The 18,240-nt window shown below is 71.8% G+C and carries 18 protein-coding genes; 6 read left to right on the top strand and 12 right to left on the bottom strand.

Annotated elements, in window-relative coordinates; genetic code table 11:
• Nucleotides 1-2 precede the first annotated feature (2 nt).
• Genes M0M48_RS26685 through M0M48_RS26665 form a run of 5 tightly spaced genes read left to right on the top strand, consistent with a single transcriptional unit; the run spans nt 3 to nt 6,625 of the window.
• Nucleotides 3-956: an ABC transporter permease gene (locus M0M48_RS26685; RefSeq protein WP_257759275.1), complete on the top strand. Its 954-nt coding sequence runs from the start codon at nt 3-5 to the stop codon at nt 954-956.
• The gene (locus M0M48_RS26680) at nt 953-1,861 is read left to right on the top strand and encodes an ABC transporter permease (RefSeq protein ID WP_257753445.1); all 909 of its coding nucleotides are present in this window, start codon (nt 953-955) and stop codon (nt 1,859-1,861) included. The genes M0M48_RS26685 and M0M48_RS26680 overlap by 4 nt, the downstream gene beginning before the upstream one ends.
• On the top strand, nt 1,858-3,684 hold the full coding sequence (locus M0M48_RS26675; RefSeq protein WP_257753444.1) for an ABC transporter ATP-binding protein: 1,827 nt from the start codon (nt 1,858-1,860) through the stop codon (nt 3,682-3,684). Before M0M48_RS26680 ends, M0M48_RS26675 begins: the two co-directional genes overlap by 4 nt.
• Nucleotides 3,685-3,713: 29 nt before the next feature.
• Entirely contained in the window at nt 3,714-5,327 is a 1,614-nt protein-coding gene (locus M0M48_RS26670; protein WP_257753443.1) for an ABC transporter substrate-binding protein, read from the top strand.
• 35 nt (nt 5,328-5,362) lie between these two features.
• Nucleotides 5,363-6,625 (top strand): LLM class flavin-dependent oxidoreductase, encoded by a 1,263-nt coding sequence (locus M0M48_RS26665; RefSeq protein ID WP_257753442.1) that lies wholly within the window; start codon nt 5,363-5,365, stop codon nt 6,623-6,625.
• Nucleotides 6,626-6,706: 81 nt separating this feature from the next.
• On the opposite strand, the gene M0M48_RS26660 is transcribed toward M0M48_RS26665, so the two are convergent.
• From M0M48_RS26660 to M0M48_RS26630, 7 genes are read right to left on the bottom strand one after another with little or no spacing between them, the layout of a single operon-like run.
• Nucleotides 6,707-7,477, bottom strand: coding sequence for an alpha/beta fold hydrolase (locus tag M0M48_RS26660; protein WP_257753441.1), 771 nt, complete (start codon nt 7,475-7,477; stop codon nt 6,707-6,709).
• Nucleotides 7,474-7,854: a RidA family protein gene (locus tag M0M48_RS26655; protein WP_257753440.1), complete on the bottom strand. Its 381-nt coding sequence runs from the start codon at nt 7,852-7,854 to the stop codon at nt 7,474-7,476. Before M0M48_RS26655 ends, M0M48_RS26660 begins: the two co-directional genes overlap by 4 nt.
• Nucleotides 7,854-8,615, bottom strand: a complete 762-nt coding sequence (locus tag M0M48_RS26650; protein WP_257753439.1) for a RidA family protein — start codon at nt 8,613-8,615, stop codon at nt 7,854-7,856. Before M0M48_RS26650 ends, M0M48_RS26655 begins: the two co-directional genes overlap by 1 nt.
• A gap of 8 nt (nt 8,616-8,623) precedes the next feature.
• On the bottom strand, nt 8,624-9,781 hold the full coding sequence (locus M0M48_RS26645; protein WP_257753438.1) for an LLM class flavin-dependent oxidoreductase: 1,158 nt from the start codon (nt 9,779-9,781) through the stop codon (nt 8,624-8,626).
• Between the two features lie 12 nt (nt 9,782-9,793).
• Nucleotides 9,794-10,342: an NAD(P)H-dependent oxidoreductase gene (locus M0M48_RS26640; protein WP_257753437.1), complete on the bottom strand. Its 549-nt coding sequence runs from the start codon at nt 10,340-10,342 to the stop codon at nt 9,794-9,796.
• A 23-nt stretch (nt 10,343-10,365) separates the two neighbouring features.
• Complete coding sequence (mmsA, locus tag M0M48_RS26635) at nt 10,366-11,826, bottom strand: CoA-acylating methylmalonate-semialdehyde dehydrogenase (protein ID WP_257753436.1); 1,461 nt, start codon at nt 11,824-11,826, stop codon at nt 10,366-10,368.
• 30 nt (nt 11,827-11,856) lie between these two features.
• Complete coding sequence (locus tag M0M48_RS26630; protein ID WP_257753435.1) at nt 11,857-12,966, bottom strand: LLM class flavin-dependent oxidoreductase; 1,110 nt, start codon at nt 12,964-12,966, stop codon at nt 11,857-11,859.
• A gap of 128 nt (nt 12,967-13,094) precedes the next feature.
• On the opposite strand from M0M48_RS26630, the gene M0M48_RS26625 reads away from it, so the two are divergent.
• Nucleotides 13,095-14,252 carry an MFS transporter gene (locus M0M48_RS26625; RefSeq protein ID WP_257753434.1) on the top strand — a complete coding sequence of 386 codons (1,158 nt, stop codon included), beginning with the start codon at nt 13,095-13,097 and terminating at the stop codon, nt 14,250-14,252.
• Here the strand turns inward: M0M48_RS26625 and M0M48_RS26620 are convergent.
• Genes M0M48_RS26620 through M0M48_RS26600 form a run of 5 tightly spaced genes read right to left on the bottom strand, consistent with a single transcriptional unit; the run spans nt 14,245 to nt 18,239 of the window.
• The gene (locus M0M48_RS26620; protein WP_257753433.1) at nt 14,245-15,009 is read right to left on the bottom strand and encodes an alpha/beta fold hydrolase; all 765 of its coding nucleotides are present in this window, start codon (nt 15,007-15,009) and stop codon (nt 14,245-14,247) included. The genes M0M48_RS26625 and M0M48_RS26620 overlap by 8 nt on opposite strands.
• A complete protein-coding gene (locus tag M0M48_RS26615) occupies nt 15,009-16,469 on the bottom strand; it encodes an aldehyde dehydrogenase family protein (RefSeq protein ID WP_257753432.1) in 1,461 nt (486 codons plus the stop codon). The genes M0M48_RS26620 and M0M48_RS26615 overlap by 1 nt, the downstream gene beginning before the upstream one ends.
• Entirely contained in the window at nt 16,466-16,858 is a 393-nt protein-coding gene (locus M0M48_RS26610; protein WP_257753431.1) for a nuclear transport factor 2 family protein, read from the bottom strand. Before M0M48_RS26610 ends, M0M48_RS26615 begins: the two co-directional genes overlap by 4 nt.
• Nucleotides 16,855-18,006 carry a CaiB/BaiF CoA transferase family protein gene (locus M0M48_RS26605; RefSeq protein WP_257753430.1) on the bottom strand — a complete coding sequence of 384 codons (1,152 nt, stop codon included), beginning with the start codon at nt 18,004-18,006 and terminating at the stop codon, nt 16,855-16,857. The genes M0M48_RS26610 and M0M48_RS26605 overlap by 4 nt, the downstream gene beginning before the upstream one ends.
• Entirely contained in the window at nt 18,003-18,239 is a 237-nt protein-coding gene (locus tag M0M48_RS26600; RefSeq protein ID WP_257753429.1) for a hypothetical protein, read from the bottom strand. The genes M0M48_RS26605 and M0M48_RS26600 overlap by 4 nt, the downstream gene beginning before the upstream one ends.
• Nucleotide 18,240 lies beyond the last annotated feature (1 nt).

The raw sequence follows: 18,240 nt of genomic DNA, 5'->3' as shown, positions 1-18,240 counted from the left end.
TCATGACACGCATGATGCTGGGGCGCCTCGCCCTGGCCGTGCCGTCGCTGTTCGCGGTCTCGGTCCTGGTCTTCCTGGCCACCCAGGCACTGCCGGGTGACGCCGCGGTCGCAGCGCTCGGACGCAACGCGACCCCCCAGGGGCTCGAGTCGTTCCGGGAGCGCTTCAACCTGGACGCGCCGCTGGTCTCGCAGTACCTGACCTGGCTGGGGAACACGCTGACCGGCGACTTCGGCAGCTCGTTCTCCGCGCCGACCACCGTGTCCGACCTGATCGGCGGCCGGGTGGTCAACACCCTCGTGCTGATGCTCGTGGCCGCCCTCATCTCGATGCCGATCGCCGTCGGCCTGGGCATCTACACCGCGACGCGGCGCGACAAGGCCGGCGACCACGTCGTCTCGTTCGCGATGCTCCTCATCAACTCCCTGCCCGAGTTCGTGCTCGCGGTCGGCCTGATCGCCCTGCTGGCGACCAACGTGGTCCCGGTGCTGCCCGCCACCTCCGGGCTGGACCCCAACCAGTCGCTGGTCGCGCAGTGGAAGCTCTTCGTGCTGCCGGTCCTGACGCTCGTCCTGCTCGTCATGCCGTACGTCGCGCGCACCGTGCGCGCGTGCATGATCGAGGAGCTCGAGAGCGACCACGTCCGGATGGCGCGCCTCAAGGGCCTGCCCGAGCGCCGGATCGTCCTGCGCCACGCCCTCCCCAACATCGCCGGCCCGACCCTCCAGGTCGTCGCGCAGTCGCTGGCCTGGCTGGCCGGCGGCATCGTCGTGATCGAGACCGTCTTCCAGTTCCCCGGCGTCGGCCTGGCCCTCGTGTCCGCCGTCGGCAGCCGCGACATCCCGGTGATCCAGGTGATCACGTGCCTGCTGGCCGCCTTCTACATCGCGGTCAACATCGTCGCCGACCTCGGCACCCTCGCCCTGACCCCGACCCTGCGGAAGGGCACCCGATGACCGCCGACGCCTCTCCCCTCATGTCCGGCACCGTCCCCACCGCCCCGCGCGCGGCCCGGCAGCGCCAGGGCGGTCTCCTGCGCGGCACGCTGCGCTCGCACCTCGGGAAGCTCGGGCTGCTGCTGGTCCTGGTCACGGTCGGCATCGCCGTCATCGGCCCGTTCGCCACACCGCAGGACCCGGAGGCGATCGTCGGACCGCCCTTCGCGACGCCCGGCGCGGGGTACCCGCTCGGCACCGACTACCTCGGGCGTGACGTGCTCAGCCGCTTCCTCGACGGTGGCTCGCTGATCCTGGTCCTCGCCTTCCTCGCGACCACGAGCGGCGTCGTCGTGGGGACCGCGCTCGGCCTGCTCTCCGGCTACCTGCGCGGGATCACGGGTCAGGTCGTCATGCGCTCGCTCGACGTGCTGCTGTCGTTCCCCCCGATCCTGCTGGCCCTGGTGTTCATGAGCATCCTGGGCCCCAAGCCCTGGCTGATCCTGCTGACCGTCGCCTCGACCCACGTACCTCCGGTCGCCCGGGTCGTCGAGAGCGCCACGCTCGGACTGACCAGCCGCGGCTTCGTGCAGTACGCCGAGATGATCGGCGTGCCGCGCCTGCGGATCCTGACCCGGCAGCTCCTCGCCAACATGGTCGCGCCGGTCATGGTGCAGTTCGGCATCCGGATGGCCTACTCCATCGGCTTCATCGGCGCGCTCGCCTACCTGGGCTACGGGCGCCGGCCGCCCGCCGCCGACTGGGGCTCGATGGTGCAGGAGAACCAGATCAACCTGATCTCCACGCCGCTGCCCGTGCTGGCCCCCGTGCTCGCCCTCGCCCTCGCCACCATCGGCGTCAACCTCCTCACCGACGCGTTCGGCCGTGCGGCCGGCGTCGACCTCGCCAAGGAAGGCCAGGCATGAACGACTCCACCGGCGACGCTCCCGAGGAGCCCGTGCTCGTCGTCCGCGACCTCCGGGTCGACCTCGACGGCACCGAGACCGACATCGTCCGCGACATCTCCTTCGAGGTCGCGCCCGGCGAGATCCTCGGCGTGATCGGCGAGTCCGGCTGCGGCAAGACCACCGTGCTCACCAGCCTGCTCGGCTACACCCGCGCGGGCGCCAGCGTCACGGGCGGCTCCATCACCGTCGACGGCGAGGAGCTGATCGGGTTGAGCCGCCAGCAGCTGCGGCGCTACCGCGGCGGCGTCGTCGCCTACGTCCCGCAGGACCCGGGCGGCGCGCTCAACCCGGCCCTCCGGCTCGGGACGCAGCTGCGCGAGACGCTCGAGGCGCACGGCGTCACCGATCGCGCCGAGCAGGACGCGCGGATCTCCCGGATCCTCGGCGAGGTCAAGCTCTCGACCGACCGCCGCTTCCTCCGGCGCTACCCGCACCAGCTCTCCGGCGGCCAGCAGCAGCGGGTGACCATCGCGATGGCCTTCCTGTGCGAGCCGCGGGTCGCCGTCCTCGACGAGCCGACGACCGGCCTCGACGTGACGACCCAGGCCCACGTCCTCGAGGCGGTGCGCAACCTGTGCCGGTCGCACCGGACCGCCGGCGTCTTCGTCAGCCACGACATCGCCGCCGTCAGCGGCCTCGCCGACCGCATCGTCGTCATGTACTCCGGTCGCGTCGTCGAGGCGGGCACCGCCGAGGAGGTCACCGCCTCCCCCGCGCACCCGTACGCCCGCGCTCTCGGCGAGGCGATCCCCGACCCCCGGCGGCGCCGTTCGCTGCACCCGATCAAGGCCGGCGTCAGCGGCGTGCGCGACCGGCCGGCCGGCTGCGTCTTCGCCCCGCGCTGCGAGCTGGCCGGGCCGGAGTGCACCACCGGCGAGATCCCGGTCGTCGAGGTCTCCCCCGCACACACGGCGCGCTGCCTCAAGACCACGCAGGTGCAGCCGATCCCTGTCGAGCCGACGGCTCCGGCGACCGTGGCGGCCCCCGTGCCGCCGACCGCCGCCGAGCACCTCGTGATCGAGGGCCTCCGCGCGTCGTACGGGGGCATCAAGGTGCTCGACGGCATCGACCTGACCGTCCCCCGCGGCGCGGTGATGGGTCTGGTCGGTGAGTCCGGCAGCGGCAAGAGCACCCTCGCCCGCACCATCGGCGGCCTGCACACCGAGGCCTCCGGGCGGATCCTGCTCGGCGGGGCCCCGCTCCCCCTCGGCGCCCGCAAGCGCAGCCGTGCGGACCGGCTCCGGGTGCAGTACGTCTTCCAGAACGCGACCTCCGCCCTCAACCCGCGCAGCACGATCGGCGAGTCGATCGAGGAGCCGATGCGGGTGCTCGGCCTGACCGAAAGCCGTGCGGCGCGGCGCGAGCGGGTGCAGGAGCTGCTCGCGGACGTCGCGCTCAACCCGAGGCTGATCGACAGCTTCCCGGCCCAGCTCAGCGGCGGCGAGCGGCAGCGGGCCACGGTGGCCCGCGCCCTCGCGACCACGCCGGAGCTGCTCATCTGCGACGAGATCACGTCGTCGCTCGACGTGTCGGTGCAGGCCTCGATCCTGCTGCTCATCGAGCAGCTGCGCCGCAAGAGCGACCTGACGCTGCTCTTCGTCACCCACAACCTCGGCGTCGTCCGGGCGATCTGCGACCACGTCGCCGTCCTCGACGCCGGAACGATCGTCGAGCTCGGCGACGTCGACCGGGTGCTGGACCACCCGGAGCATCCCTACACCCAGCGGCTCCTGGAAGACACACCGAGTCTGCCGCGACTGCATCCCGCCTCGCGGGCATAGCACCAGGTCTGTACAGAGAGGACACAGCCATGCAGGACCCCTTCGGCTCGCTGCTCACCCGTCGTCGCCTTCTGCGCGGGGCGCTCGCCCTGTCGGCCACCACAGCCCTGGCATCGGCCTGCTCGTCGTCGCCGTCGTCCAACGACCGGCCGGGGACGACGCGTGGCGCCACCGCCGGCCCGTCGGGCGAGCGCAAGCGCGGCGGCACCTTCCGGTTCGCGCCCCAGGACGCCAACTCGAGCGACTCGATGAACCCGCACTCCGCGGTCGGGAGCAGCGGCTCCATCACCGCCGCCCTGTTCAGCACCTTGGTCGCGGAGGGCCACGACTTCGGCCAGGAGATGCGGCTGGCGGAGATCTTCGAGCCCGAGGGCAAGGACCAGGGCGTCTGGACGATCCGGCTCCTCGACGGGGTGGAGTTCCACCACGGCAAGACCCTGGACGCCGACGACCTGATCTTCAGCATCCGGCACATCCTCGACCCCAAGGACCCGGGCTTCATCTCCGGTCTGATGTCGTGCGTCGACCCCGCCCAGATCAAGAAGATGGACAAGCGCACGATCCGGCTGAACCTCAAGACGCCGAACTCCCAGCTGCGCGAGGTCTTCCAGGAGCTCCCGGCCGCCGTCATCCCGGTCGACTTCGACCCGCAGAACCCGATGGGCACCGGCCCCTTCAAGTACGTGAGCTACCAGCCCGGGCAGCGGTTCGTCGCCGAGCGCTTCGACAACTACTTCCGCGACAACATGCCCTACCTGGACCGGATCGAGCTGGTCAGCTTCGCCGACAGCGGGACCGCGCGCTTCAACGCGCTGGTCAGCGGCCAGATCGACGGCCTCAACAACCTGGCCCCGTCCCTGGTCGCCCAGGCCGAGAAGAACAAGGACCTCGCGGTCCTCATCTCCGAGACCGGAGCCTTCGAGCCGTTCGCGATGCGCAGCGGCAAGGGCGACCAGTTCGAGGACCCGAACGTGCGCCTGGCCATGAAGCTCATCGTCGACCGCCAGCTGATGGTCGACTCGGCGTACAGCGGCTACGGGTCAGTGGGCAACGACCTCGGCTGCTGGTCCGAGTGGGACAAGGGCACCGATCCGGACCTGGCCGCCCGCGAGCAGGACATCGACCAGGCGAAGTCGCTGCTCAAGGCCGCCGGCAAGGAGGGCATGAAGATCTCCCTGCGCGTCGGCGAGGTCGTGCCCGGCCAGATCGCCGCCGCCGAGGCGTTCGCCCAGGAGGCGAAGAAGGCGGGCGTCAGCGTGACCCTCGACAAGGTCACCGACCTGGCGCAGTTCTACGGCTCCGAGGACTACGTCACGTCCCAGATGAAGAACGACTACCTCTTCACCCAGACGATGTACACCAACGGCGCGTACTGCTGGACCAAGGACACGTACTTCAACAACACCTCCTACTACAACCCGGAGTTCGAGCGGCTCTTCAACCAGGCGCTCGCCAGCCCGCAGGAGGACTACGAGCGCCTGATGCACGAGGCCAGCCGGGTCATCTACGAGGACGGACCCTGGCTGGTCTGGGGCCGTCGCAACATCATCGATGCCCACAGCGCGAAGTTCACCGGCGCAGTCCAGGACGCCACCGGCATCGGCCTCAACGGCCTGCGCTGGGACGAGATCTCGCTCGCCTGAACCGACCGATCGACGTACCGAAGGAGCATCTCCTCATGGCAGCACGACCGCGCGGCGCGCGGCCCGGCACGACCGCACCGGTCCTCCGGGGTCCCTTCGACCCCGGGGGCCAGCCGGACCTCGGTGGCGACCGCCACCTGCACCTGTCCCTCTTCGCCTGGAACGTCAGCAGCGGCCTGTCCGCCAGCAAGGCGGTCCTCTCCGACACCGACCGGCTCCGCGACTTCTGGAGGTGGCCGTCGTCGTCCGCGCTGATGCGCGGCATCGAGCGGGCCGGCTTCGACAGCCAGCTCCAGTACGGCATGTGGAGCGGCTACGAGGGCGAGACCGGCTGGAACGACGACGGCCTCGACTGGGCGACGGCGGCGGCGACCTCGGCCGCCGTCACCGACCGGATCGGCATCTACTCGACGATCCACGTCGGCTACGAGATCTCGCCCCTGCTCATCGCGAAGGTGACCGCCTCGATCGACCACGTCTCCGGCGGCCGCCTCGGCGTCAACATCGTCGCCGGCCAGAACGCCGTCGACTACGCCCAGTTCGGCCTCGAGGGTCCGCCCTCCCAGGAGATCCGGTACGCGATCGCCGACGAGATGACCACGGCCCTCAAGCTGCTGTGGACCTCCGACGAGCCCGTCGACTTCGAGGGCGAGTACTTCCAGCTCTACGGCGCCCAGGTCCGCCCCCGCGCCACCAGCCGGCCCCGCCCCCTGCTGATCTGCGCAGCGGCGTCCGACATCGGCCTCGACTACGCGACCCGCCAGTGCGACGCGCTCTTCATCACCGCGGGCAACACCGTCGAGACCTACCGCGAGAAGGCGCAGAAGATCCACGCCATGGCCGCCGAGCACGGACGCCAGGTCCGCATCGCCGCCATGTGCTATGTCATCATGGACGAGACCGACGCGGCCGCCGCCGAGACGGTCGCCTGGATGACCGAGCAGATCGACCGCGGCGCCATCGAGACCTGGCTGACCCGCAGCGGCCACATCCTCAAGAGCGACAACCCGGACATCGCCGACGACGTGTACGGCGACGCCCGGGCGACGTCCGGCGCCACCCAGGACCCGTACCTCGGCCTCGGCCAGGAGCACTACGAGAGCATGGGGATGGGCATGGGCGCCTTCCAGCTCTTCGGCTCCTACGCGTCGGTCGCGGACCAGCTCATCGAGCTCTACGAGGCGGGCGTCGGCCAGTTCGCGCTGTGCTTCTTCGACCCGCACAAGGGCGTCCAGCAGGTCGAGGAGCACCTGCTGCCGATCCTGCGCGAGCGTGGGTACAACCTGCCGCTCGCCTGATCCACCGCAACGCCGAAGGGCCCGCACCTCGATGAGGTGCGGGCCCTCTCGTCGTGGGGCGACGAGGTGGTCACGAGGTGGTCAGACGGTCTCGGCGGTCAGGAACTCCTGCACGGCGGTGACGGTCTCCTCGAGCGCCGTGTCCAGCACGTCGTGCATGCCGGGGACCTCGACCACCCGCCGCAGGTACGGCGCATAGGCGGCCTGCTGCTCCGCCGAGACCAGCCCGAAGGCCGGTGCGTGCAGCAGCAGCGCGGGAACGGTCAGGGTCGAGGCCGGGGGCGGGGCCGCGGCGAACTCGCTGAAGATGGAGACGATCGCCGACTGGCAGGTACGACGACGCACGCGCCCGTCGGGGAGCGTGTCGAACTGGCGGGCGGCAGCGGCGACCATCTCGGGGGTGGTGCCGGCGATGTTCTCCCGGCCGCCGAGGAACTCCTCGACCGACGGCCAGACGTCGCCGGTCAGCTCCTGGGTGGCCCGGTGCAGGGCCAGGTCCGGCGAGATCTGGACGACCGGCTCCATGATCACGGCACGCCGGATCCGCTCGGGCGCCACCGCGGCGAGGTCGAGGAGCAGCCGGCCGCCGAACGAGAATCCGGCCCAGTCCACCTGGTCGAGACCGAGGGCGGTGACCGACTCCAGCAGGTCGGCGACGTAGGTCGCGTGGGTCCACGGCGGCTCCCAGCCGGAGCTGCCGTGTCCGCGCAGCTCGAAGGCGATCACGCGGAAGCCGGCGTCGGCCCAGCGCTCGCCGGCCCGCGCCCACCACTGGGCGTCGGAACCGACGCCGTGGATGCAGACGAGAGCGGGGCTCGCGGACGAGCCCCACTCGAGTCGGTCGAGGATCACGCCCGGCGCCGGGCCACCGCGTCGAGCAGCACGCGGGCCTCGCCCGCGACGCCGCCGTGCTGGGTGATCCGGACGACCGCGACGTCGATGTCGGCGAAGACCGCGTCCCAGGTCGCCCAGAACTCGGTGCGGTCGTCGTTGGTGGCGACGTAGCAGTTGACCTTGGCCAGCTCGTGCAGGCCGCTCCCGGCCTCGGCGAGCAGGGCGGCGAGCCGGTCGAGGCAGACCCGGGTCTCCTCGGCGATGGTGCCGGCCTCGGGCACCCGGCGGCCGGTCGCGGCGTCGAGGGCGTCGGTCTCGGCGAACACCAGGTCGCCGACGACGGCACCGGCGGCGAAGCCGGACTCGGTGGGCAGGGTGGTCAGGAACGTGGTCATCAGATCCTCCTGGCGGCCATGGCGTCGATCTGGACCCGGCAGTCTCCGGCCAGGCCGATCTGGAACAGGGCGCGCGACGGGTAGGGGCCCGGCGCGAGCAGCTCGGCGTACGCGTAGGCGAACTCGAGGCGGTACTGCTCCTCGCTGACCCACGCGGTGATCTTGGTGAGGTCCTGGAGGCCGAGGCCCTCCTTGGCGAGGTTGGCCTCGATCCGCTTCAGAACGACGCGGACCTCGTCCTTGATCGAGCCCTGTGCCTCGGGCACCCGCTTCATGGTCGCGACGTCGATCGCCAGCGCGCCGGTGTAGACGAAGCGGTCGCTCTCGAGGGCGGTGCCGGACTCGGGCTCGCGGAAGGCCATCGCCTCCAGCTCGACCCGGCAGTCGCCGGCGATGCCGCAGACCAGGGTGACGACCTTCGGCAGCGGACGGTCGCCCCACGCCTCGCGCAGGGACGCCCACATCTCCTCGCGGAAGCCCTCGTCGGAGACGTACGCCGTCATCTTCACGACGTCGTCGAGCGTGCGGCCGCTCAGCGCCAGGCCGCTGCGGACCTGGTCGACGCAGATCCGCGTCTCGTCGGCGATCGTCTCCGCCTCGGCCAGCCGGCTGATGGTCGTGAGGTCGATCGCCATGGCCCCGACGAACTGGAAGCCGTGGGCGACGGCGGATCCGCCGAGGCCCAGCTTGGCCATCGCCTCGCGGTCCCGGCTGTCGGGGATCAGGAACTCGGTGGCGGGGGTGCTCTGGGTGGTGCTCATGTCCGTCCTCACTTTCCTGCAGTGATGGTGACCTCGGCGCCCACGGCCCTGCGCACCTGCGGGATGACCTCCTCGGCCATGAGTCGCATGCTGCGCTCGATCTTCTCGGGGGCCATGTCGCCGACGGCGAGGATGAAGTGCTCCCAGCCCCGCTCGCGGTGCAGCTTGACCATGCGCTGGGCGACCGAGTCCGGCGTACCGACGAAGAGGTAGTCGCGCTCCATCATCAGGTCGAAGCCGTCCATCGCCTGGAGCTTCGGGTCCTCCGGGTCCTCGTGGACGTCGAGCCACGCGCCCAGGCCACGGACCCGGCGGATGACGTCGAAGCGGGACACGACGAAGTCGTAGATGTCGGCGCGCGCCTCGGCCTCGGTCTCGGCGACGCAGAACTCCCGCACGGCGGGGGCCACGGCGGCGAAGTGCTCGGGGCGGCCGTGCTTCGCGGCCTCGTCGTCGTACGCCGCGTTGAGGGCACCGAGCTTGTCGCCGGTCGGGTGGGACGAGATGACGCCCATCCCGTTGGCCGCAGCGTGCCGGAAGCCCGGCTCGTGCTGGGAGACCGCGTAGATCGGGGGCATCGGCTTCTGGAAGGGCTTCGGGATCACGGGCAGGCCGGTGAGGTGGCCGTTCTCGTCCTCGTACGCCGCCATCGCCTTGCCGCCCCAGCCGACCTCGGGCCACGGGAAGGTGTAGCGCTCGCCCTGATGCCGGAAGGGGTCCTCGGTCCAGGCCTTCTTCACGATGTCCAGGTGCTCCTGGAAGATCGCGCGGCTCTGCTCCTCGTTGCGGCGGTCCGCCTCGGGGTTGATGTTCATGATCTCGCCCGCGAGGATGCCGCGGCTGAACGCGACGTCGACGCGGCCCTTGCTGAAGTGGTCGAGCATCGCCAGGTCCTCGGCGAGGCGGACCGGGTGCCACAGGGGCAGGCCGATCGCGGCGATGCCGAGGCGGATCCGCTGGGTGCGTGCGGCGAGGTCGGCGTGCATGAGGACCGGGTTCGGGAGCTGGTCGCTGCCCTCGCCGTCGTAGTGGTGCTCACCCAGCCAGATCCCGTCGAACCCGAGCTCGTCACCGAGCTCGGTGCGCTTCCGGGTCTCGTCGAGCAGCTCGCCCCAGGGCCGCGTGTTGCCCCGGTTCGACAGCACGTGGAACAGGTCAAACCTCATCTTCGTTGCCTTTCAGACGTTGGGGGTGAGGGCGCGCAGCGCCGTGGAGGAGTCGATCGCGCGCGCCAGCTCCACCAGCGCGCCACCCATCAGCCGGGCTCGGTCGGCGGCGTCCCCGGCCAGCTGCCCGTCGACGAACGCCGCGCCGGTGACGTAGAGCCCGGGCGCGACCACCTGGGAGCCGTAGAAGTCGGCCAGCACGTCGCGCATCGAGCCCGGGCCGAGCAGGTGGTGGTCGCTGCCGGCCGTGGCCACGGTGAGGACCGCGCGGCCCGACAGCGGAGCCGCCGGGTCGCCGTACGCACCGCGGGGGACGGCGTCGATGAGCGTCTTGAACTGCGCGGTGTAGGTGCCGCGGTACATCGGCGAGCCGAGGACCACCGCCTCCGCGCCGTGCAGTGCGTCGAGCACGGGCTGCACGCCGTCGTGCTCCCCCATCTCGACCAGCGTGGTCTGCGCCCCGAGGGCGGCCGCTCCCGCGAGCACCGCCTCCAGCGCGGCCCGGGTCTTGCCGCCCACCGACGGCGAGCAGCTGACCGCGACGACCTTGGTCTCGCTCATCCCGACCTCTCCTCCGCCCGTCGTCACCACCGGGAGACGACCAGCTTCTCCTCGGTGTAGAAGCGCAGCGGCGCGTCACCGCAGACGTGGATGTCGCCGTAGAAGGACGTCCCGAGGCCGCCCATCGTGAAGTTCGCCGGCGGTGCCGGGAACGTGTTGACACCGACGTTGCCGGCCCGCGAGCGCTTCTCGAACTGCCGCGCCGTCGTGCCGGACCGGGTGAAGATCGTCGACGCGTTGCCGAACTCCGTGTCGTTGGCGGCGTCGATCGCCTGGTCGAGGCTCTCGACGCGGTGGATCACGATGACCGGACCGAACGTCTCGGCGCAGTCGACCGGGTGGTCGAGCGGCAGTCCGGTCAGGATCGTGGGGCCGACGAAGTAGCCGTCGGTCGTGCCGGTCCCCTCCTGAGGGGCGACATCGCGGCCGTCGCGCACGGCGGTGGCGCCGTCGGCGAGCGCCGTGGTGATCGACTCCTCGAGCCGCCGTCGGCTGGGGAGGCTGACGACCGGCCCGAGCGTCGTGCCCGGGTCGGCGCCCGCGCCGACGACCAGCTTGTCGCTGAGAACGGCGATCTTCTCGACCAGCTCGTCGTAGATGTCGCCGACCGCGATGATCCGGGTGCCCGCCAGGCAGCGCTGGCCGGCCATGCCGAACGCCGAGGTCACGACACCCTCGGCGGCCAGGTCCAGGTCGGCGTCCGGCGCCACGACGATCGGGTTCTTCGCGCCACCGTTGGCCTGGACCCGCTTGCCGGCGAGCGACGCCCGCTCGAAGATCGCCTTGGCCACCGGCGAGGAGGTGATGCACGAGACCGCGACCACGTCGGGGTGGTCGATCAGCCGCTGCGCCGCGTCGGCCCGGCCGTGCACCAGGTTGAGGACACCCGGCGGCAGGCCCGCGTCGTTGAGGAGCCGCACCACGGAGGTGGTGGCGATCGGGTCCTGCTCGGAGCCCTTGAGCACGAGGGTGTTGCCGGTGACCAGCGCCCAGGCCGAGAACTGGCTGGGGTTCATCACCGGGAAGTTGAACGGCGTGATGGCCACGCAGACGCCGAGCGGCTCGCGCACGTGGCGGGCGTCGATCGTGCCTGCCACGTTGCCGGCGGTCGAGTGGTAGAGCATCGGCGCCGCGATCGCGGTCTCGATGAACTCGGTCGCGCGCAGCACCTCGCCCCGCGCCTCGTCGAGGGTCTTGCCCTGGTCGAGGGTGATCGCGCGGGCCAGCTCCTCCTTGTTCTCCTCGATGTTGCGGCGCATCTGGTGCAGGAACTGCACGCGACGCTGGATCGAGAGCTCGCTCCACGCGGGGAAGGCGGCGGCCGCGGCGGCCACCGCCGCGTCGACGTCGGCCTCGGTCGCGGCGTGCACGGTCGAGATCTGCTGGCCGGTCGCGGGGTTGAAGACGGGAATGGCCTCGCCGCCTCCGTCGCGCCACTCGCCGTCGACGAGCAGCTGGGCGGTGGTGTTGATCTGGTCGCTCATGGTGTGGGTTTCCGTTCCAGTCCGGTCGGCTCAGGCGGTCACGAAGTCGGGGTACTGCACGCCGATGTCGCCACCGACGTCGTACGCCTTCAGGTGCGGTACGACCTCGCGGGCGAGCAGCTCGAAGTTGCGGTCGGCGACGTCCTTGGGCATACCGCCGAAGGCCGGGACGAGGAGGATGCCTCCGGCGTCGAGGCGCTTGACGTAGTCGAGGAGCTTCTCGACCACCTGGTCCGGGGTGCCCCAGACCTGCAGGTCGGCGAGGAAGCCGGCAAAGCCCTCGATCCCATGCTTCTGGATGTTACGGCTCAGCCCGGCGTAGTACTCATAGCCCTCGATCTCGGCGAATCCGACGTTGTCGAACTCGTAGTGCTCGACCGTCGAGAGGGCGTAGCGCTGGAGGTACTTGTCGCGCATCTCCTGCGCGCCCTCCTCGGTCTCGGCGACGCCGGTGAACACGCAGATGATCGGCTTGGGGGGCTGGGTGCCGTTGAGCTCGACGTACCGCTTCCGGTAGGTCTCGAGCTCGGCCTCGACCGTGTCCCACGGCTTCTGGGCGATGACCATGACGCCGAGACCGAGGCGCGCCATCAGGTCGATCGACTCCGGGGAGACCGCCGAGGCGAAGGCCCGGCCGCGGTAGCTGGCGTAGGGATCGGGGCGGATCTCGACGCGGGGCTGGGTGTAGACCTCGCCGTCGTACTCGATGACGCCGGTGTCGAGGCCCTCGAGGACGGCTTCGGCGTACTCGCTGAAGAGCCGGCGCGACTTCTCCATCGGCACCTGGAAGCCCTCGAACTCGACCCGGCCGAGGCCGCGGCCGATGCCGAGGACGCCGCGGCCACCGGAGAGGTGGTCGAGCACCGAGAAGTTCTCCGCGACGCGCACCGGGTCCTGCCACGGCAGCACGGTCACCATCGTGCCGAGCTTGATCCGCTCGGTCTTCGCTGCGACGTACGACAGCAGCTGGGTGACGTTGGGCGTCAGCTCGTAGTTGGTGAAGTGGTGCTCAGGCCACCAGAGGGAGTCGAAGCCCATCGCCTCCGCGCGCTCGGCGAGGGGGAGCTCCTCCAGGTAGACCTGCGCGTCCGTGCGCTCACGGTCGAGGTTCTGAAAGGTAAGCGTCAGTCCGGTGTGCATGCTGCCTCACTGATGAGAAGTCCTTCCGACCGGTTGGTCGGTACATACCGTACAGAATGTAAGAGTCGCGGCGCAAGGGGCGTCGAGCAAGTTACATGCCGACCGGTTTGTTTGCTAGCGTCCCGCGGGTGCCACCCCGCGACGCCACCGCACGGGTGCTCGTCGTGTGCTCCTCCGCGCTGGTGCTCGGCACGGTGCTCCAGTCGAGCCTGTTCCCACGGCTCCCCCACATCGCCCAGGAGCAGCACCTCTCGCCCGGCGTGCTCGCGCTCGTCGCTGGTGCCTCGTCGGTCGGCATCTTCGTCGCCGCCGTGCCGGCCGGCCTGCTCGTCGCGCGGTACGGCGCCCGCGCCGTCCTGGCCGCCGCAGCCGCCGTGCTCGCGCTGTCGGCCGTGCTCCTCGTCGTCGACGAGGGCGCGGCCGGACTGATCTCCTCGCGCCTGGCCCAGGGCATCGCCGGCAGCATGTCCTGGGGCGCGGCCTTCCCATGGGTCGCCGACGTGGCGCCCGCCGCGCGCCGGGCGCGGCTGCTCGGCACCCTCATCGGCGCCGGGACAGTCGGCGGCCTGGTCGGACCGGTCGTGCCGCTCGTCGGCGAGGCGGTGGGGTTCGCGCCGGTCTATGCCGGCATCGCTCTCGCGAGCTGCGTCGTGTGCCTCGCCTGCCTGCGGCTGCCGCCGCCACCCCGCCACGAGTCGGCGCGGGCGCGTGGCGCGGCCGGGCGCTCGTCGTACGGCGTCGTGCTGGCCGGCGGCTGGCTCGTGGTGCTGGCCGGGGCGGTCGTCGGCCTCAACCAGGTGCTCGGCTCGCTCCGGCTCGACCACGTCGGCGCCTCGGCCGCCCAGATCGCGGGCGTGCTCGTGCTCGCCACGCTCGGCCAGACCCTGCTCGGACCCGTCGCCGGCACGATCACCGACCGCTACGGCGCCGCGCGCCCCATCACCACCGGCCTCCTCCTGGTGGCGGTCGTCCTGCTCGCCTACACCGCCCCGACGACCACCGTCGTCCAGGCCGTCGTGGTGCTGCTGTGCATGTACGCGACCACGATCATGTGGGGCCCCGCCGTCGCGCTCATGTCCGCCGCCGCGCGGGCCGCGGGGATGACCCAGGGCGCGGTCTTCGCGCTCGCGAACCTGGCGTGGGCGACCGGGACCTTCGTCGGCACGGGGGGTGGCGGCGCCGCGGGTCGCTCCGGCCACGAGAGCACCCTGGTCGTCGCGGTCGCGGTGACCGCACTGGTGACCGGCGGCGGGATCGTCCTCGTCCGGCGGCGCCGGGTCAGCTGAGCAGGAAGTCGGTCACCGCGGACGCCGTCTCCTCGAACGCGGAGACCAGCACGGCGTGCTCGCCGGGCACCTCGACGATCCGCTCCACGACCGGCGCGAACGCCGCGCGCTGCGCCGGCGTGACGAGCCCGAAGGCGGGTGCGTGGAGCAGCAGCGTCGGCCGGGTGATGTCGTCGGGAACCGCGGCTGGCAGGGTCATCTCGCTGAAGACGCAGACCAGCGCCGACTGGCACGTACGACGGCGGACGCTGCCGTCGGCGAGCGTCTCGAAGTGCCCGGCGTACGCCGCGGCGTAGGCCTCGAGGTCGACGTCACCGGTGTTCCAGCGGGTGCCGAGGTAGGCGTCGAGGCTCGGCCACGAACCACCGGTCAGCTCCTCGCGGGCCCGGCGCCCGGCGAGCTCGGGAACGACCTGGATCACGGGCTCCAGCACGGCGGCGCGGCGTACCCGGTCGGGGTGGGCGGCGAGGAGCTGGAGCAGCAGCCGGCCGCCGAAGGAGACCCCGACCCAGTCGGGAGCCTCGAGCCCGAGGGCGTCGATCGTGTCGACGACGTCCTGGACGTGGGTGGCGTGGGTCCACGGCGGCTCCCAGGAGGAGTCGCCGTGACCGCGCAGGTCGAAGGCGATGACCCGGAAGTGCCGCGACCAGCGCTCGGCCGCGACCCGCTCGAACATGGCGTGGCTGCCGCCGACGCCGTGGATGCAGACCAGCGGCGGCGCCGCCGGGTGGCCCCACTCGTGGACGTGGAGGCGCATCAGGCGCCGAGCCCCACGGTGACGGCCTTGACCGAGGTGAAGCTGTCGAGCATGCCGTCCAGCGAGAACTCCTTGCCCAGGCCGCTCTGCTTGTAGCCGCCGTAGGGCTGACCGAGCGACTGACCGCCACCGCGGTTGACCTGCACCCAGCCGCTCTCCAACCGGTGCGCCGTCGTCAGGCCTGCCGTCAGGTCGTCGGTCCACACGAATCCGGCGAGCCCGTAGATCGAGTCGTTGGCCATCCGTACGGCGTCGTCGATGTCGCGCCACGGGATCACCACGAGCACCGGTCCGAAGATCTCCTCCCGCGCGAGACGCCAGTCGTTGCCGGCGTTGGCGAGCACGGTCGGGACCGTGAAGTACCCGTCGGCCAGCGGCCCCTCGGCCGGCGGCAGGCCACCGGCCACCACCTCGACGCCCGGCTGGGCCAGACCCTCCTCGACGTAGCCGCAGACCCGGTCGAACTGCTTGCGGTTGATCAGCGCACCGATGTCGGTCGCCTCGTCGAGCGGGTCCCCGATCGTGTACGCCGTGAGCCGCTCGGCCAGCGTCGCGAGGAACTCGTCGTGGAGGTCGGCGTGCAGGAACAGCCGCGAGCCCGCGGTGCACGACTGGCTCTGCCGGGTGAACCTCATCGAGGCGAGCACACCGTCGACGGCACGGGAGACGTCGACATCGGGGAACACGATGGACGGGCTCTTGCCGCCCAGCTCCAGCGACACCGGGAGGATCCGGTCGGCCGCCGCGGCGTTGACCAGCCGGCCGACCTCGGTCGATCCGGTGAACGTCAGTTTGGCGACACCGGGGTGGGCCGACAACGCGGCTCCGGCCTCCTCCCCCAAGCCGGTGACGACGTTGACGACGCCCGGCGGCAGGCACGCGTGCAGCACCTCGGCGAGCTCGAGCACGCACAGCGACGCGTCCTCGGCGGCCTTCACGACGATCGTGTTGCCGGCGATCACGGCCGGGGCGATCTTGAGCACGGCCAGCCCGACCGGCCCGTTCCAGGGGATGATCGCGCCGACGACGCCGAGCGGCTCGCGCCGGGTGTAGCTGAGCACGTCCTCGCCGAGCGGGACGGTCTGGCCCTTGAGCTCGCCGGCGAGGCCCGCGAAGTAGCGCAGTGAGTCGACCGCGAGCTGGACCTCGCCGCGGGCCTGGGTCCGCAGCGCGTTGCCGGTCTCGCGGGCGACCGAGCGGGCGACCTCCTCCTGGCGCGCGGCGAGGCGGTCGGCGGCGTCGTGCAGCATGCGGGCGCGGGCGGCCGGGCTCGTGCGCCGCCACGACGGGAACGCCGCGGCGGCCGCGCGGACGGCGGCGTCCACGTCGGCCGCGCCGCCCCGGGGGATCTCGCCGTAGACCGCCTTCTCGCCCGGCGCCTCGACGGGGAGGGTGCGGCCGTCGAGCGCCTCGCACCACACGCCGCCGATGAGCATCCGGCCCGTCACGACCTGGCTCATGCGGGCGTCCGGGGCGTCGGCGACGAGTGCCAGAGCAGGTGCTCCGGCCCGTGCCCCCGGTCCGCCCACACCGAGGAGTAGGCGATCAGCCCCTCGGCGGTGCTGCCGTCGGGGAACTCGGCCGTCCAGGCCAGGTCGCCCGTGATCACCGCGGTGCTGCCGGCCAGCGCGACGTGGCGCTCGCCGTAGGGCTCGATGCGGGTGTAGCGCACCGCGCCCTCGCGCACCGGGGCGAGGTACTCCGCGTTCTCCTCGCGGCGCCCGTCGTAGTGGATGTGCCGGCGGTCGGCGGCGTAGAGCCGCTCCAGGGCGGCGGTGTCGGCGGCCATCAGGCCGTCGAGCAGCTGCTGCTCCAGCTCGTCCACGCGGGCCAGGTCCAGCTCGGTCATGACTCTCCTCGATTCAGCCCGAGCTCGGCCAGCACCTCGTCCGTGTGCTCGCCCAGCCCGGGCGCTGTGCGTCGTACCTGAAGGGGTTCGCCGTCGATCCACAGCGGGCCGCGGATCATCGGCACGGTGCCGAGCACCGGGTGCTCGACCTCGTCGACCAGGTGCAGGGCCGCCACCTGGGCGTCGGCGAAGACGCCGGCCAGGTCGTGGATCGGCCCCGCGGGGATCTCGGCCCGGCGCAGCTCGTCGAGCCAGTACGACGACCGCGCGGCGCGCAGCACCTTCTCGATCTCCGCCTGGAGCTCGTCGCGGTTCGCGCTGCGGTCGGCGGGGCGGGCGAAGCGCGGGTCACCCACCAGGTCGGTCCGCTCCAGCACCGCGCAGAGGCGCTGCCACTGCTGCTCGGTGGCGGCGGCCAGGTTGATCGCGCCGTCGGCGGTCGCGAAGACGCCGTACGGCGCGACGACCGGGTGCCGGTTGCCGGCCGGACCGGCGACCTGGCCGAGGCTCACCAGGGCCTGGGCCTGGAAGCCGAGCAGGCCGATCATCCCCTCCAGCAGGGAGGTGTGCACGGTCCTGCCCCGGCCGGGGGCGGCGAGGGCGGCGCAGATGCCGAGCGCGGCGAAGACGCCGGCCACCAGGTCGGCGAGCGGGACGCCGGCCCGGGTGGGCCCCGACTCCGCGCTGCCGGTGAGGCTCATGAAGCCGCTCATCCCCTGCGCCACCTGGTCGAAGCACGGCTCGTCGCGCATCGGGCCGACGTGGCCGAACCCGCTGATCGAGGACACGACGAGGTCGGGTGCGTGCTCGGTGCGCCAGTCCTCGCCGAGCCCGAGGGCGTCGAGCACGCCGGGCCGGAAGTTCTCGACCAGCACGTCGCACTGCTCCGCGAGGCGCCGCAGCAACGCCTTCCCGTCGTCGGACCAGAGCCGGAGCGCGACGGACCGCTTGTTGCGGTTGGCCGCGAGGAAGTAGAGGCTCTCGCCCTCGTCGTAGGGACCCCAGGCGCGGCCGACGTCTCCCTCGGGGCTCTCGATCTTGATCACGTCGGCGCCGAGGTCGCCGAGCAGTGCGGTGCAGAAGGGACCGGACAGGGCACGAGTCAGGTCGAGCACCCGGATTCCGTGGAGGGGGAGATCGCGGCTCACGAGGCGATTCCTCGCTCGGAGCGCAGCTCCTCCAGCGTCGGGTACGTCCAGCGCAGGTAGCCCATCGGGAGGCCGGTCGCCGTCGCGACCCGCTCGTACGTCGACTCGCCGCCGAGGTCGCTCACGACCTCGGCGATCAGCCGGCGTCGCCGCACCTCGCGCACCGCCCGGACCTGGGTGGGATCCGGGCGTCGCGTCGCGGCCCCGATCGGACCGTTCCACCGTCGCGACACC

It is taken from the genome of Pimelobacter simplex, assembly GCF_024662235.1.
GTDB lineage: Bacteria > Actinomycetota > Actinomycetes > Propionibacteriales > Nocardioidaceae > Nocardioides.
This window is presented reverse-complemented; position numbering and strand designations above follow the sequence as displayed.

Bases quoted from the DNA above. Each gene is read 5' to 3' on its own strand.
- M0M48_RS26685 (WP_257759275.1), top strand. From the start codon at position 3: ATGACACGCATGATGCTGGGGCGCCTCGCCCTGGCCGTGCCGTCGCTG.
- M0M48_RS26680 (WP_257753445.1), top strand. From the start codon at position 953: ATGACCGCCGACGCCTCTCCCCTCATGTCCGGCACCGTCCCCACCGCC.
- M0M48_RS26675 (WP_257753444.1), top strand. From the start codon at position 1,858: ATGAACGACTCCACCGGCGACGCTCCCGAGGAGCCCGTGCTCGTCGTC.
- M0M48_RS26670 (WP_257753443.1), top strand. From the start codon at position 3,714: ATGCAGGACCCCTTCGGCTCGCTGCTCACCCGTCGTCGCCTTCTGCGC.
- M0M48_RS26665 (WP_257753442.1), top strand. From the start codon at position 5,363: ATGGCAGCACGACCGCGCGGCGCGCGGCCCGGCACGACCGCACCGGTC.
- M0M48_RS26655 (WP_257753440.1), bottom strand. From the start codon at position 7,854: ATGACCACGTTCCTGACCACCCTGCCCACCGAGTCCGGCTTCGCCGCC.
- M0M48_RS26650 (WP_257753439.1), bottom strand. From the start codon at position 8,615: ATGAGCACCACCCAGAGCACCCCCGCCACCGAGTTCCTGATCCCCGAC.
- M0M48_RS26645 (WP_257753438.1), bottom strand. From the start codon at position 9,781: ATGAGGTTTGACCTGTTCCACGTGCTGTCGAACCGGGGCAACACGCGG.
- M0M48_RS26640 (WP_257753437.1), bottom strand. From the start codon at position 10,342: ATGAGCGAGACCAAGGTCGTCGCGGTCAGCTGCTCGCCGTCGGTGGGC.
- mmsA (WP_257753436.1), bottom strand. From the start codon at position 11,826: ATGAGCGACCAGATCAACACCACCGCCCAGCTGCTCGTCGACGGCGAG.
- M0M48_RS26630 (WP_257753435.1), bottom strand. From the start codon at position 12,966: ATGCACACCGGACTGACGCTTACCTTTCAGAACCTCGACCGTGAGCGC.
- M0M48_RS26620 (WP_257753433.1), bottom strand. From the start codon at position 15,009: ATGCGCCTCCACGTCCACGAGTGGGGCCACCCGGCGGCGCCGCCGCTG.
- M0M48_RS26615 (WP_257753432.1), bottom strand. From the start codon at position 16,469: ATGAGCCAGGTCGTGACGGGCCGGATGCTCATCGGCGGCGTGTGGTGC.
- M0M48_RS26610 (WP_257753431.1), bottom strand. From the start codon at position 16,858: ATGACCGAGCTGGACCTGGCCCGCGTGGACGAGCTGGAGCAGCAGCTG.